The organism is Mycolicibacterium sp. XJ870 (assembly GCF_053483975.1).
Window position 1 is genome coordinate 163,569 of sequence record NZ_JBEFTI010000003.1, and the last position, 14,049, is coordinate 177,617.

13 protein-coding genes and 1 pseudogene are annotated in these 14,049 nt (G+C 64.3%); 3 read left to right on the plus strand and 11 right to left on the minus strand.

Going from position 1 to position 14,049, the window contains the following annotated elements:
* Nucleotides 1-352: 352 nt before the first annotated feature.
* Nucleotides 353-823: a hypothetical protein gene (locus ABQF30_RS15690; RefSeq protein WP_448465290.1), complete on the minus strand. Its 471-nt coding sequence runs from the start codon at nt 821-823 to the stop codon at nt 353-355.
* 60 nt (nt 824-883) lie between these two features.
* On the opposite strand from ABQF30_RS15690, the gene ABQF30_RS15695 reads away from it, so the two are divergent.
* Entirely contained in the window at nt 884-1,477 is a 594-nt protein-coding gene (locus ABQF30_RS15695; protein ID WP_448465292.1) for a TetR/AcrR family transcriptional regulator, read from the plus strand.
* Nucleotides 1,478-1,674: 197 nt separating this feature from the next.
* Here ABQF30_RS15695 and ABQF30_RS15700 read toward each other — a convergent pair whose 3' ends face one another.
* The gene (locus ABQF30_RS15700) at nt 1,675-2,877 is read right to left on the minus strand and encodes a cytochrome P450 (protein WP_448465294.1); all 1,203 of its coding nucleotides are present in this window, start codon (nt 2,875-2,877) and stop codon (nt 1,675-1,677) included.
* Between the two features lie 138 nt (nt 2,878-3,015).
* Between ABQF30_RS15700 and ABQF30_RS15705 the strand changes: the two genes are divergently transcribed.
* Complete coding sequence (locus ABQF30_RS15705; protein ID WP_448465296.1) at nt 3,016-3,621, plus strand: TetR/AcrR family transcriptional regulator; 606 nt, start codon at nt 3,016-3,018, stop codon at nt 3,619-3,621.
* A gap of 15 nt (nt 3,622-3,636) precedes the next feature.
* Here ABQF30_RS15705 and ABQF30_RS15710 read toward each other — a convergent pair whose 3' ends face one another.
* From ABQF30_RS15710 to ABQF30_RS15725, 4 genes are read right to left on the minus strand one after another with little or no spacing between them, the layout of a single operon-like run.
* Nucleotides 3,637-4,338, minus strand: coding sequence for a hypothetical protein (locus ABQF30_RS15710; RefSeq protein ID WP_448465298.1), 702 nt, complete (start codon nt 4,336-4,338; stop codon nt 3,637-3,639).
* Nucleotides 4,331-5,710, minus strand: coding sequence for a tyrosinase family protein (locus ABQF30_RS15715; protein WP_448465300.1), 1,380 nt, complete (start codon nt 5,708-5,710; stop codon nt 4,331-4,333). The genes ABQF30_RS15710 and ABQF30_RS15715 overlap by 8 nt, the downstream gene beginning before the upstream one ends.
* Nucleotides 5,711-5,741: 31 nt before the next feature.
* Nucleotides 5,742-7,094 carry a ferritin-like domain-containing protein gene (locus ABQF30_RS15720; protein ID WP_448465302.1) on the minus strand — a complete coding sequence of 451 codons (1,353 nt, stop codon included), beginning with the start codon at nt 7,092-7,094 and terminating at the stop codon, nt 5,742-5,744.
* A 12-nt stretch (nt 7,095-7,106) separates the two neighbouring features.
* A complete protein-coding gene (locus ABQF30_RS15725; protein WP_448465304.1) occupies nt 7,107-8,813 on the minus strand; it encodes a YCF48-related protein in 1,707 nt (568 codons plus the stop codon).
* 228 nt (nt 8,814-9,041) lie between these two features.
* On the opposite strand from ABQF30_RS15725, the gene ABQF30_RS15730 reads away from it, so the two are divergent.
* Entirely contained in the window at nt 9,042-10,565 is a 1,524-nt protein-coding gene (locus ABQF30_RS15730; protein ID WP_448465306.1) for a gluzincin family metallopeptidase, read from the plus strand.
* On the opposite strand, the gene ABQF30_RS15735 is transcribed toward ABQF30_RS15730, so the two are convergent.
* The 5 genes and pseudogenes from ABQF30_RS15735 to ABQF30_RS15755 form a co-directional block, all read right to left on the minus strand.
* Entirely contained in the window at nt 10,554-10,736 is a 183-nt protein-coding gene (locus ABQF30_RS15735; protein WP_448465308.1) for a hypothetical protein, read from the minus strand. The genes ABQF30_RS15730 and ABQF30_RS15735 overlap by 12 nt on opposite strands.
* A 32-nt stretch (nt 10,737-10,768) precedes the next feature.
* A complete protein-coding gene (locus ABQF30_RS15740; protein WP_448465310.1) occupies nt 10,769-11,404 on the minus strand; it encodes an FMN-binding negative transcriptional regulator in 636 nt (211 codons plus the stop codon).
* A 58-nt stretch (nt 11,405-11,462) separates the two neighbouring features.
* Nucleotides 11,463-12,052: pseudogene (locus ABQF30_RS15745) on the minus strand (MinD/ParA family ATP-binding protein); the annotation flags it as partial.
* Nucleotides 12,043-13,743: a hypothetical protein gene (locus ABQF30_RS15750; protein ID WP_448465312.1), complete on the minus strand. Its 1,701-nt coding sequence runs from the start codon at nt 13,741-13,743 to the stop codon at nt 12,043-12,045. The pseudogene ABQF30_RS15745 and the gene ABQF30_RS15750, both read right to left, overlap by 10 nt.
* Entirely contained in the window at nt 13,743-14,048 is a 306-nt protein-coding gene (locus ABQF30_RS15755) for a hypothetical protein (RefSeq protein ID WP_448465313.1), read from the minus strand. The genes ABQF30_RS15750 and ABQF30_RS15755 overlap by 1 nt, the downstream gene beginning before the upstream one ends.
* Nucleotide 14,049 lies beyond the last annotated feature (1 nt).

Sequence of the window (14,049 nt, forward strand, 5' to 3'; positions counted from 1 at the left end):
CACACCTAAGCAACTCCACCCAGCTCGTGATGTCCTCTGAGCATGTGCCTGCCAAGGTCCAGAAGCAATAGCCGGCCGCGGAGATATCGATAGTCCACCGCCCCGGGGATCGCTTTGGCGGCGTTTCTAACCGTGCATACGAGGTCATCTGCGCCGGACTGGCCTCGGCCCTATCCAAGCAATGATCAGACTTTTTGCCATCCACGATGTCGAATTCGACATCGTTCGACATTTCATATGGCAATCCGACACGGAGATTGGCAATCTACACGCCGCGAATGCGGCGAGCTGCTGACCGTCGATGTGCACATTAGGGACTCTAACTTGGTTGAAACTTCATTAGTACTACCCATCAAGGGCAACGCGTGTACCTGATCGTTGCCGTACGCATCAACGCGTCTGGCACAGGACCCAACTCGACGGTGTACACGAACGCATCCGGGTTGATCTCGGTGATGCTGTGCCGCGATGCAAAGCGTTGACCGGCAAGGTATTCGTGGCCGTCGAACACGACGTCGCCGTCCTCCCAGCGCCCGGCGAACATACCCGGTTCAGGGCTGGAGGTGGTCAGCCAACGAAGGTCGTACCCGTCGTTCTTGGCATTCCAGGTGATCAGACCGGCGCCTTCGAAGGTGCCGGTTTCGCCCTCTGCGTGGGTGTCGAAGAAGATCGACCAACGGCCGGGACCGACGCGGCACTCCTCGGAACCGACGCTGGTGCCACCGCCGGGCATTCCTGGATTGGGTTCGTAGGTCACCTGGCACTTCCAGCGTCCTTCGAGGACGCCGATCAACCGTTCCATTTGAGACAACAACGCAGTCATTTCTCGCTCCCTACATATCGAGACTCTAGTATCGATACTCTGGTGTTGTATGTTGGCACGATGACGGCGAGCAGTCAAGGCATCGGTCGCCCGCGTGATGCGGAGATCGACGGCGCGATCCTGGTGGCCGCGCGGGAGCTCCTGGCGGAAGTCGGTTATGCGCGAGTGACAATGGACGCGACGGCTGCCAGAGCCCGCACGTCGAAGGCCGCGATCTACCGCAGGTTCAAGTCCAAGGCAGAGCTGCTGTTCGCGGCTGCGGTGCATGGCGCAGAGCCCCAGCTGCCGGCCGATACGAGGTCGTTGCGTGGCGATCTTCTTGCCCTCGCCACGCGGATCCGTTCGGACATGTCCACATCCGCGGCGCGGGAAGTCGCCCCCCAGGTCATCGCCGAGATCGGCCGGTCTCCGGAGTTGTCGCAGCGGCTACGCGATGTGTTCGTGGCGAGCGAACGCGAGGAGATCGAAGGCATCCTCGCCCGCGCCGTGCGCCGTGGCGAGCTAGCGGAAATGCCGAACGTCTCGACCGTGCACCGCTTGCTCGGCGGTGCACTCTTCTTCACGATCATGGTGATCGACGAGGACATCGACGACGCGGAGCTCGCGAGAGTGGTCGACATGCTGACTGCCGGACTGCGTACCGCCGTAAGCTAATCGCTATCCACCCTGGGATGCTTGCCCTTTCGCATCCTGGCGTTCATTTCGACGCCAGGGTTGTGGATTTAGTCGTTCCGGTGCCCTATCACAGCCTTGGTGTCGAAATGAACGCCAGGCGCGGATCCGGTAACCATCCCCACGGCGAGCGGACCAACGACGGCCACACCGGCTTCAGGACAGGTTCCCCGAAGCTCTCACGGAATGACTGCGGGCATGGTCTCCCAGCCCCGCACAGTGGACGTGGTCGACATCTTGGCGTTCGGTAGATCGACATCCCATTCGGGAAACCTCTTGAGGGTCTCCTCGATGGCCACCCGGCCCTCCAGGCGCGCCAGCGCCGAGCCGATGCAGTAGTGCGTTCCGACCCCCAAACCGAGATGTGATCGCATATCGCGGTGAATGTCGAAAACGTCACCGTCCGGCGGGAATTGACGATGGTCACGGTTCGCAGCACCAACGAGCAGCATCATCACGCTGCCTTCTGGGACGGTCTGGCCGTAGTACTCGACATCACGTGTGACGTATCGGGAGTAGTGCGGAGCGGGCGCCTCGAAGCGCAACAATTCCTCGACCGCTTTGGGGATCAATGACGGGTCAGCCACCAACTCGCGGCGCTGATCCGGATGCTCGGCAAGAACTTTGGCCGCCCACCCGATCAATCGCGTCGTGGTCTCGTTACCCGCCGCCGCGACCACGCTGACGTACATCAGCAGCTCATCGCGTCGCAACCGCCTGACCACACCGTCCTCGTCGGTGAACTCGACGTTGAGCAGCTCGGTCACGATGTCGTCCGACGGGTTCTTGGAACGCCACTCGATGTAGTCGACGAATATCGAGCCGTCGTCGAAACCCTCGGACGAGACCTTCATCGGCGCGCCGTCCTCGGTCGCGAGGTGCTCGTTCGAGCGGTCGCGGATGGCCTCCTGGTTCTCCTCCGGGATGCCGAGCAGCTTGCTGATCACCCGCATCGGCATCTGCGCACCCAGGTCAGCGATGAAGTCGAAGCCCGCCGAACCGACCAGCGGGTCGAGGCTGCGTGCACAGTACTGCCGGATCGTGTCCTCGAGTTCGCCGATCTTGCGTGGGGTGAACATCCGCGACAACAACTTGCGGTGGATGTCGTGGCGCGGCGGATCCTCCATCACGATCAGCCCCGACGGCACCTCGATATTGGCCTTGATCAACTCCAGGATGTTTCCGCGGGCGGAACTGAAAGTCTGGTGGTCGACCGAGGCCGCGTTCACATCGGCAAATCGACTCAATGCGTAGAAATCGAACTGCTCGTTGTAATACAGCGGCATCTCCTCGCGGAGTCGCCGGAACGTGGGGTATGGATCGAGAACGAGCTCAGCATCGTAGGGGTCGAAGGAAATCTCGGTGGTCGCGCTTGCACTCATGGGCTGGGCTTTTCTCCCATCAACGGTCGGGTAGCGCCACGCCCGGATCGGGCCTGATGCGGGCTGAACACCGAACATACCTCTCCGGATGTGTCATACGGAAGCGTATGTGGGTGCTCTTTTGGCAGGATGTGCCGAATGACCGAGCGCTGGACCAAGGAACGACGCCTGGAACACACCCGCGGTCTCCTGGTCGATGCCGCGGAGGACGTTTTCGCTCGCAAAGGATTCAGTGCCGCAAGCCTCGATGACATCGCTGCAGCCGCCGGCTACACCCGCGGAGCCATCTACGTCCACTTCAAGACCAAGGAAGACCTGTTCTTCGCAGTGAGTGACAGGTACTGGCGACGCTACTTCGACACTTTCACCGAGGAGCTTGCCGCGGTTGGCCATATCGGCGAACGGGAGCTCGAGGAAATCGCCCAGCGATGGGTCCAACTCTCCCGCACCGGCGGTGCACAACACGCAGCGTTGGGCTACGAGTTCACCCTGTACCTGCTCCGCAATCCCGAGGCACGCGAGCGGGTGGCGGAGAAACGACGCAAGGTCGTCGACGAGCTCACCGCGTTTGTCATCACCGGCTCCAAACGGCTCGGACTGGCATTGTCAGTGCCGCCGAGGGATTTCGCACAAGTCCTCATCGCCACCACTGACGGCATCATGCTTGCGGGTGAGCTGGGCGACGCCGATCTCTACCGAACCGTGCTGAAGATGTACACGTCCGTCATCGTCCCGAATGCCTAGGCCATGCCCGATCGATCAGACCGTGGCCAGGATGCCGACGCCGACGGCCAGGTACCCGAACGCCAACGGCACCCGAGTCTCTCGACGTCGCACGCTGAATCGCTCCCACCACAACAGGCCGGCGATGACGGCGGAGACAGCCAGCGCGGGGCTCAACGCCATCAGCGTCATCGGCACCGAGCACACCTGGATACAGCGATAGCCGGCGCCGGCTCCCCAGCGCAGCCCGCCCTCGGTCGGGCAGCCGGGGCGCATGGGGCGGGTCCGTTGGCAGGCGTTGAGCAGGCCGCCACGACGCCGACTCAGTTGCATCACCGCGCAGGCCACGGTCAATGCGACGACGGCCCCTGCCGGCGTCAGTGCCAGCACGAGCACCTCACCGGCCAGATGCATGCCGACCGCCGCGACACACCAAATGCCCAGGAATGCGCCCCACGCCGCCGCCACCGCCGCCGCGGCTTCGGTCCACAGGGTGGTGCGGGCGACGGTCCGAAGCAGCGGAAAAGCGAACGGACTCATCATGGTCAGCGTGGTACCGATGATCATCAACACATGGTTCAAGTGATCGGTGTGGGTATGACCGCCTGCCGAATGCGAGCCGCCCGTCTCCGCCAGCACCACGAGTACCAGCAGCACACCGCTGATGACTCCGGCCGCGCAACACCACATGGGCAGCACGTCGGCGTCGAGACGGTCCCGAACGAGCTGCTCATTCATGAGCGACGGAGAGCGCCACCGTGCCGACGTTGATCGGTGGGGCTGCCAACGCGGCGCCGGAGGGTTCGGTCTCGGTCCCCTCCTCGGGCAGCAGCGCCACCCGCAGCTCATCAAGTTTCCCTGCTGCGGCGTCGTCGGCCACCACGGCGGTGGCGTCGAACGAATAGCTCAGCGGTTTGGCATCTTTGGAGCCCGCGGTGTGCTCGATGCCGAAGAACGAGACCAGGCCCACGCGGTGCTTCTTGCGGGTGGCGTCGTCGGCGCCGTCGGGCAGATTGACGTACACCCCGTAGATCACATCGGGATTACTCACCCCGGTGATGTCGGCGAGGCGCACATAGAAACGCGGCTCGGCACCTGCGACCGCCGCACGGGGCAGCGCGCCGACAGCGAGTTCAGCCGAAGCACCGTCGCGCCCGAGTTCCAGCGGTTCGGTCTGCTGGGCAACCGTCTTGACCTTCGACTGCGACATCGGGATCCGCTCCCTGGGCTGAGGGGCAACTGCCGCAACCGGTGGCTCGGCCGGCAATTTGTCGTAGGTGTAGTTCAGCTTCTCGGTGTTCAACACCTCGCTGACCGCCATCCGTACGAGCGCACCGGACTTGTCGCGAAGCTGGAACGTCTTGTTCAACCATTGTGCGGCGGTCGGATTGTTACCGGTCTTGATCCGCCAACTTTCCCAGAGCCGGTCGATGTTGGCGTGGTGCAACCAGAAGATCGGATCGCGCGCCGCAGTGTCGGGATTGTTCATCAGGCCGCCGACCCAGCCGTGGATGATGTCGTGAGGTTGGTTCTCCAGATCCCCTTTGGCGCCGTCCATACCGTGGTGGAATCCGGTCATCGGACCGCCGAAGCCACCGGGGATTCCACTGGGAGGCGTGACGAACTCGGTGTCACTCATCGCGTCGACCGATGAGGCGAAATCCGGGGGCATTGCCATCCCTGCGTTGACCGCGGACCGGCGCTGCTGGACGCGCAGAGGGTTCGCGGAGCCGTCGAGCGTCGGTTCGGTGAAGGCCGGTGGAATCTCCAGCGCCTTCGCGGAGCGCTCATAGTTCCAATACGGCAGCGCCCAATCGGACGGCCCGTTCAGCGCGATGATCTCGGCCCGCACGATCTCTTCGAAATGATGCAGATACATCCGGTGCCATGGGGCGAAATACCAACTGGCATGTTGGCATTCGTTCCACGGCGCCCCGGGCGGCGGGGGTGTGTTCGCCAGCCCGTGGATCGCGGACTGGTAGCGCCAACTGGTGGGATCCGAGAACGGTTTGGCCTGCATCGCCCGAACGGCCCTGGCGTACCACACCAACGTCTCCGGCCACGTCTCGTCGGCACTCAGGGCCCACGCGTCTTGTCGGGTGAATGTCATCGTCTACCCCTTCCAGAGCTGTTGACGAAACTCAGACCGTCGCGCCTGCAGGCATATCCGTCAGCCGCCGGGTGTCCTCCTCGACCAATGACGTCAGCGTGGGATGCTCGGCGTCGGCCGGATTGAGGCGCAGCGCCCTCACGTGAGCCACGGATTTCTCGGTGCGGGCACGGTGCAGCGCCCAGCGCTCAGTCTCGTCCGTCGGTAGGTGCAGCACCTTCGGCAGTCCGAACGCAACCGTTCCGGGCCCGGGGAGACCGACGAGAATCTCGTTCATGGCGGCAAGTTGGGACATCTCGTCCAGCGCCCAGCGCGACAGCTTCGTGCGAACATCGGCATCCGATGTGAGCAGGTAGTGCTCGATGAAACCCAGCATCAGTCCATACCGTTGGTCGGCGAGTTCGGCCCAGCCCCGGGTGCGGGTTTCGGAGAACGATGAGGCTTTGGGGTCGGTCGGCAACGGTCGAGTCGCGGTGAAATCGTCCGGTGGGAACTTCTTTACGCCGTTCTGGCCGTGAAACATGTTGAGGTACCGGTCGAAATGCGATTCGAGGGGGCCGTGCGACGGGCCCTCCCCCTGCACCGCGACGTCGAGGATCGCGTTGCGGGCAGCGGCCCGATCAGCGATCCGGTGCATCGGCACGCCGTTGTTCCAGTCGATACCGTTGCCCTGGAATCCGAGGGTGGTCGGGTCGATCACGTTGTCAGCCAGGTGCCACGCCCCGCGGTCGGCGTCCTGTTCGTAGGCGGCCTGCGCGTGCAGTCGCATGGTGTCGTCCCAGTCATGGCTGATCGATCCGCCGTCGATCACTTCCTGCTCGGTCGAGAACACCACGCCCAGCAGGCCGTAGAGGGCGCCGACCCGATTGACCGCTGCTCCTGCCGCGTCGGCGGCAAGCGCGATGATCTCGCCGATGTCGGCGTCACGGGGCGCCTCGGCAGTCACATACTTGGCCAACGAACGCTGCGTGAGCGGTTCGAGGTGCAGCGTGAACGGGTAGAGGTCCTTGCGCGGCGGATAGTCCTCGCGCTCCAGATTCGGCGGCAACCCTACTGCGAGCAGCAGGTTCTGCACCGTCATGAGATGCCCCATCTCGTCTTTCGCGGTGTCCACCAACAGTTTCCGCCACATCTGCAACGCCGCCTTCTGAGCGGCGTCGCTGCCTTCACGCCGAGGTTTTACCGAGAACGACGCATACAGGTACTGGACGAGTAGGGCGTGTTCGATCTCGGCTGCCGTTTCGAGCAGGATCCGCATCTTGTCGCGCGCGGTCGGCCACTTGTGCAGATCCGGGATCGCCACCTCCTCGGTGTCAGCGATGGCGCCGGCACGACCGGGCACCGACACGTCGTAGGTCACCCAGTCAAAGTCCGGAGTTACCATGCCATTTCCTTCTCAGGCTTCGACGAGCAGTAGCGTGCTGTCGGTGCGGTCATCGATGGTGGCGCGCACCATGTAGTAGGCCGGCTCCAGCGGCTCGCCGGCCTGGTTGTCCACCGCCCACTCGATGTTGCGTTCGCCGCCGGTCGGCCCGGTTTCGCGGACCAGTTGGCGCACATAGGAACCGAAGCGGTCCCACACATCGACGGACAGTTCGGCCGCGCCTTCCGGCACAGTCAGGCCGATACGCGCGGGACGGCCCGTCGGCACCGGTCCGGGCGCGGTGAACAACGAGGGGGCTGCCGCCACGGCACCCACAGGAGGCGCGGCGGATTCGGTGCTGTACTTGTAGATCGTGTTGCCCGATGCATAGCCGACGACGGGCGGGGTGCCCACGAACCGGAAGCGGTTGAGATACTCGCCGGTCTGGGGTTCACCCCAGTCGATGCTGCCCCAGGTCTGACCGCCGTCGGTGGTTTCGCTGCTCAACCCGTTGGGATTCGGGAAAGCCGTTGTCCCCCAACCACCGACCCATCCGCGGTTCTCGTCGACGAAACCGATGCCCTCCAGATTGGCGTTCTTGTTCACGTCGTTGATGGGCAACCGCGTCCAGGTATCGCCACCGTCGGTGGTCTTGAGGATCGCACCCTCGCAGAAGTTCTCCAAGGAGATGAACCCGACCGTTTCGTCGAGGAAGAAGATCTTCCATCCCCACTCACCCAGTGGGAACTGGGATTCCATACCTGCCAGTCGGTTGGTCCAGGTCTGACCGCCGTCGGTGGTGCGCAACACCACCGGCTTGATCTTGGACCGGGCCAAGTTCCTGCGGCACTGGCGGTCGGCAGGGGTGACGGGGTGCTCCTTGCCGCCCACCACCCAGCCGGTGTCCGGACTCGTGAAGTAGATGTCGATGAGGATGGATGCGTGTGCGGTCATGTCCCGCGCCTGCCAGGTCTGCCCGCCGTCGACGGTCTTCATGATCCGCGGAGTGTCCGTCGGTTCGTTGGTTCCCGATGCGTAGACCACGGATTCGTCGACGACCGAGATGCCGCACACCTTCGCCGGAGCCTCGGCGGGCAGATCGGTGACTGCGGTCCACGTCGCGCCGCCGTCACTGGTCTCGAACAGCTGCGCTTCGCCTGCGGTGGTGCCGACCCAACCGCGGGTATCGGTCGCGAAGCCGATGCTGCGCAGCCACAAGCTTGAAAGGTCGACGGGAGCCTGAAACTGGACCTCCCAGTGCTTGCCGCCGTCGGCGGTCCGCAGTATCTGCCCCGCACTGTTGACCGCCCAGCCGAGTTCGGTGTCGCGGAACCAGATGTCGTCGTAACGCTGTGCCGGTGGCGCGGTCGTCGGCCGCCACGCGAACTCCCCGGCCATCGGCTCGTCGACCTCCGGGCAACCATCGTCGATCCAGGTCTCGATGAAGCCGATGCCGTTGTCGGGCACCGGATCCAGTCCGAGTGGCATCCGGGGCCACCGCGCGCCCGACGGTGGATCGTCGAGATCCTCACCGAACGGGAACTCGCCCTTGAGCGACTTGACCAGGTTGGACGCGGCACCGTCACCGACGATGAGCAGCTGGTGTTGGCCGAACACCTTGAATGCCACGAACTCGTCGCGCGTGAGGCCACGCCAGAACGGACCGTGCCCGGCGAAGCCGGCATCGGGACCGCCGACCGACTCGTCGAGAATCTCGATCACCCGCTGAAAACGGTTCACATCGTGCTCCTGGCTGGGACTGAGCGGTGCGTACCACCAGAGTCAGGCCGAAGGGCATTCGCGGGCACGCGTAGGGGACTACTCGATTTCCGCACCGTCGCGTCGCACCGTTACCCCACGGGGATGGCCGCGGCATCCCGGCAGAGGTGAATCGAGTAGTCAACTACTCGTTCGATGCAGCTCAAGGACCATTACCGTCTGTCACGAGCCCGCGGACAAGGAGTGGCCATGATCAATTTCATTCCCAATGATCCACTTGTCGTCGATGCCGTGCCGATGCGGCGGGTGACAGCCAGACCCGAGCGGGCCGCGGGCACCGCCGGAATTGCGTTGGCAAGTAACACCTCCGAGGGAACGTTCGACCCGGGGAGCCCCGATTTCGTTGTATGGCAAGCACGTCAGGCGTCGATCCTGGCGATCGAGGCGTGGGAGGAAGTGCTCGGCCAACCGTTGGCGTCGTGGGCCCAGGACGCGGTCAATCCCGCCTTGCTGATGCTCATTCCCGACGCCGGCGAAGAGGTCAATGCCTACTACGACCGGGAAAGCCTGTCGTTCTTCCACGCCAACAACGGCCACGGGGTGACGTTCACCGGTGCCAGCACCGACGTGGTGGCCCACGAGGTCGGGCACGGCGTGCTCGATGCACTCCGTCCGGATCTGTGGTTCGTCAATCTATTGGAGGTCGGTAGTTTTCACGAAGCGTTCGGGGACATCACGTCCATCGTCACGGCACTACGCGACAAGCCGACGCGCGAAGCGCTGCTGAGCGTCTCACCGGATCTCAGCAAGCCGAATTTCGTCGAGGCCATCACCGAGGATCTTGCCGACACCGCCCGCAGGCTTTTCGGCGCCAACTTCTCTGCGGCCAAACCTCGCCGCGCCCTCAACACCTTCAAATGGCAACTGCCGCAGACCATGCCACAATCGGGCGGACCCGATGTGATGATCGCCGAGGTCCACAGCCTCGGCCGGATCATCACCGGCTGCTTCTACGACATCCTGCGCGGCATCTTCACCTCCGGGAGCCGGCAGAACCAGGCTGCGCTGTGGAAGGCCACCAAGACCGCCGCGGCCCTCGTCTACGAAGGCGCCCGCACCGCGCCCGCAGTGCCACGGTTCTTCCGTGCGTTCGGACGCGCGATGGTCCTCGCCGACAACACGCTCCACGGTGGAGCCCACGGCCAGCTGATCGGGCAAGCATTCTTCAGTCACGGCATCGCGCTCGGCGCACAAGCTTTCCTCGCCCCAGAACTGGCGCTGGCCGGCGGGTCACCGACGCGCAGTGGCGACGAGGTCTCGCTGGAGCGCGCCACGATCAGCGATCTGCGTAGACGGGTCGGCGCCGGAGCCAGGTCAGCGGCCAGCGTGAGCCTGGTGGAGATGGGCGGGACAACCATGGCGAACGTATCGATTCACGACGAGGTGCCGCTGGACAAGGTCGACAAACGGTTGCGCGGCGTGGTCGCCGGCGTGGACGCGGTGGCATTGGTCGGCGAGTCGGGTGGCTCGGCTGCGCTGATGACCGCACCCCGAGCCGGTGCGACGTCATCGGAGGTTCTCGACTTCGTCGGCAGCCTGGTGAACCACAATCAGCTGGATTTCGGTGCCGCAACCGCCGAGAAGCGCGGTGCCAAGAAGCCCGAGTCGAGCGCAGGAACCACCACGCACGCGGTCAGAAAGCGTGGCCGCAAGAAGGAATTGCGGCGGGTCCGGTTCTCGTGCGGCTTCTCCGGCGGAATCTCAGATCGCTGAAAAACGCTTTCGCACTACCTTGCGCTCACCGGATTCATCGGTCGTGACCTGATGGGTGGACCCGGCGGGCGGCTCGTCGGATTCGGATTCGGATTCGGCGAGCTGGCCGTGCTTACGCAGGGACTTCTCGAAGAGCTCTTCCTCACCAGGTTCATCAGGTTTGGTGGTCAAGTGACTCGCCTCCCACCCATCACGGTACCCACCTATCCGGCTGGGCGGCGGTCCGGATCAAATGCAGCGACCCGCTCGGAAACTGCGAGGTCGGCGGCCGAATCCGAAGCTGCCAACCCGGCAATGACGCCTGCCCGATTTCGTGCGGGCTGGTTCTGCGACATCTTGGCCTTGGCCTCGACCCGCTCGATGGGCAACTCCACCCCGACGATGCCGTTGAGCTGGGCCCGCGTGAAAGACGCCGGCGCGTCGGTGACCCGCCACGGCTGCGCCTGACTGGCTTCGTGGCGGTCGGTCAGCCTGGTCACCAAGCCGAGGACCCACTCGGCGTCGTCATGCACCTCGAGCCGCCCGTACGCGTTCAGCACCTCGTAGTTCCAGGTCGGCACCACTTTGCCGGTCTCGGGCTTGGTCTCGTAGAAACCGGGCGACACATAGGCGTGCGGCCCCGCGAAGATGGCCACCGACTCGGCCCCGGCGGCATGCCAGTGTGGGTTGGCGCGCGCGACGTGCCCGATCAGCGAATGCCGCTCGCCGTCATAGAGCAGCGGTAGCGGCGTCACCACCAGGCCGGATGCGGCGTAAGTCACGAGGTGTGCAAAACCGGCCTGCGCTAGGGCGGCGTCGGTCTCCTCGGCGGTCAACGCGAACTTCGGGGGCAGATACACGGGCGCTCCTATTTCCGGTTTCGAGCCTACCCACGAGGGCCTAGCGGATGGATCCGGATTAGCTGGACTGCGCATCTACGCCGGCGAAGTTGTCTGCGACCGTTGCCGCGAAGTCCAACAGGGCCTTACGGGTACCGCTGGCGACCAACTCGAGGTCGATCTCCGCTCCCTCTGCCAGATGATCGTCATACGGAATCACATGCAGCGCCCGCACGCGAGGCAGGAAGTGGCTCGACAATCGGGCGATATCGAGCCCGGTTGCGCCCGGCCGCGAGGCGCTCACCACCACCGTGGCCCCCGGAACCAAGTGCGCATACCCCTGCCGGTCCAACCAATCCAAGGTGGCCAGTGCGCTACGAACGGAATCGACCGCCGGCGACGCCACGACTACGACTCCATCGGCCTCACCGAGGACCCCGGCCATGGCCGAATGCACCAAACCGGTGCCGCAGTCGGTCAGGATCACGTCGTAGAAGCGCTGCAGTACCCGCAACACCCCGCGATAGTCAGCCTCGGAGAACGCTTCTGAAGTCGCAGGATCTCCAACCGACTTGAACTCTGCGACGTATGGCAACGCATGTCGGAGTACCGAACGATGTTCGGGTCGACCAGCACGTCCCGGCGGAATGTTCCCGTCGTTACGGGGCCAGCAGGCCGGCCAAGCTGAGTTGGTTTATCGCGGTGTCGATGTCGGCGTCGGACCGGTTGGCGAATACCGCTGCCACATCGGCAGGGGTCGCAGCGCGATTGGCAACCGCGACCAGCAAGGACGCGCATTGCGCTTCTGCGTCGGTGCCGATTTGCTCAACCATCGCCCGAATCGTCTCGTCCGCGGTGAGCACAGGTGGCGTGGCCGCACCGAGTTCGCCGGACGTGTCGGTGACACCCCGGCACCACCCGCCGTCCATCCACCAGAAGCAGAAGGTCAACAGGCCGTTGCGGTTTCGATAGTTGATGACACTATCGGTCACCCATGCAGGGGCGCCGGTGTAGAGCTCGGGCATAGACTGGCCACCGTTGTAGGCGGCATCCAGCAGCTCGGAGTTCAACTTGCCCCCCGAGAGCACTGCGCGGTCGCCGGGCAGCACAAACAGGGTGGCGCCACTGCGGTCGTCGTTTTCGTACGAGGCGTAGCCGGGGTGGATGCCAAGCCGTGCTGCTGATCCGGTACCGGCGTGGACCGCAGACAGCACCGCCCAGCGGGCCCACAGGTCGTTCAGGGCAGGCAGGTTCTCTGCCGGAACTGCAACGTGGCCAGCATTGCCGGCCGCCGCGGCGGCCCGGGCGTCGCGACCCTGCGCTTCGGGTCCCGCGACATACCCGGCGAGCCACACCGGAACGTGTGCACGCGGATAGGTTTCCAGATCAGCGCGGTAGTGTTCGGCGGCAACCAACTGTCCCTCAGGGAAAGGTTCGTCGCCGTAGTCGTAGTCAACGGTGGCCTCGCCAGTGTTGGTGGAAGTCAGCAAAAGCCGCCACCACGGGCCTGCTGGAACCGTCGCCGTTCCTTGCCGGTGTTGACGGACCTGTTCGGCAATCGACTGCGGTACCGGAACCAGGCCCGTGCGGTCACCGGAACGGAATTCTAGTTGGGCGACCTCCGAGCTGGCTGTCAAGGCGAACTCCGCGGTGAACTCCTCCCACCCGACCGGGCCGAGTGCGGCCAGTTGCTGCACGATCAGGTCGAGCAGGTCCGGCCCGTCGGCAGTTTGGGCAACGGTGGTCGCCGAAACCGGTTGGCCGATATTCAACTCCCGATCGAATTCTGCTAGGCCCGTGTTGGTTTCAGCAGAGGTGCCCTTCATCGCCCGTTCCTCTGCAGCGAACTCCGCGCGAGCCTGCCGCGGAGGAATCGAGGAGGTGGTCTCCTTGATGCGTCCCGAATCACCGATCAAGAAGATCGACCGACCCACCGGGATCTTGAGGAACGACATCGGATCACTCTCGTCGATCTCCACCGGCGCGTACACACTCCAGCCGACCGAAAACCGCTCGGCTTTCAATCCCTCGGTCGGATAGTGCAGTCCCCGCGACCGGATCCATTTCGTCACCAGCGAGATGGCCTGCGAAGCCTCCATCGGGGCGTCGTGATGCCCGTTGACAGTCGTCGCGTTCGATCGCGAGCGCTGTTCGGCTTCGATCTCCTCGGCCAGCGCAGCGCGCTCAGCCTGGTGCCGAGCCAAAAGTGCCGCGCTGTACGCCGTCCACGCCCCGCCACCCGCCTCGGGATCACCGATGACGTCGATATCCGCATCGGGGTTCTCCTCCAGGAACTGCGTGAACAGCAGCCCCATCTCGTGGGTGTGCCTGCGGCTCAGCTCAATTCGTCGCGGATCCATCACTTCTCCTTGTCGGATTGGTGATCGGCGAACGCTGTGGCATCGGCGACGTCGCCGGCGCCCGCTCTCCCACCGCCGGTGGGTGTCGGGCTGGTCTGCAGGAGTGCCTCGGCCAGGGCAGCACGCTCGGCCCTATGGCGAGCGTAGAGCCCGGAGCTGAATGCGTTCCACGCGGCCTCCTCCGCATCGGTCATCGGAGCGATGATTCCGGATTCATCGGAGATACTGTCTTCAAGAAATTGGGCGAACAGCTGTCCCATCTCGTCGCAGTGCCTGCGGCTCAGCTCAATTCGTCGCGGATCCATC

Coding starts and splice junctions, on each gene's coding strand:
- ABQF30_RS15690 (WP_448465290.1), bottom strand. CDS start 823: ATGACTGCGTTGTTGTCTCAAATGGAACGGTTGATCGGCGTCCTCGAA.
- ABQF30_RS15695 (WP_448465292.1), top strand. CDS start 884: ATGACGGCGAGCAGTCAAGGCATCGGTCGCCCGCGTGATGCGGAGATC.
- ABQF30_RS15700 (WP_448465294.1), bottom strand. CDS start 2,877: ATGAGTGCAAGCGCGACCACCGAGATTTCCTTCGACCCCTACGATGCT.
- ABQF30_RS15705 (WP_448465296.1), top strand. CDS start 3,016: ATGACCGAGCGCTGGACCAAGGAACGACGCCTGGAACACACCCGCGGT.
- ABQF30_RS15710 (WP_448465298.1), bottom strand. CDS start 4,338: ATGAATGAGCAGCTCGTTCGGGACCGTCTCGACGCCGACGTGCTGCCC.
- ABQF30_RS15715 (WP_448465300.1), bottom strand. CDS start 5,710: ATGACATTCACCCGACAAGACGCGTGGGCCCTGAGTGCCGACGAGACG.
- ABQF30_RS15720 (WP_448465302.1), bottom strand. CDS start 7,094: ATGGTAACTCCGGACTTTGACTGGGTGACCTACGACGTGTCGGTGCCC.
- ABQF30_RS15730 (WP_448465306.1), top strand. CDS start 9,042: ATGATCAATTTCATTCCCAATGATCCACTTGTCGTCGATGCCGTGCCG.
- ABQF30_RS15750 (WP_448465312.1), bottom strand. CDS start 13,743: ATGGATCCGCGACGAATTGAGCTGAGCCGCAGGCACACCCACGAGATG.
- ABQF30_RS15755 (WP_448465313.1), bottom strand. CDS start 14,048: ATGGATCCGCGACGAATTGAGCTGAGCCGCAGGCACTGCGACGAGATG.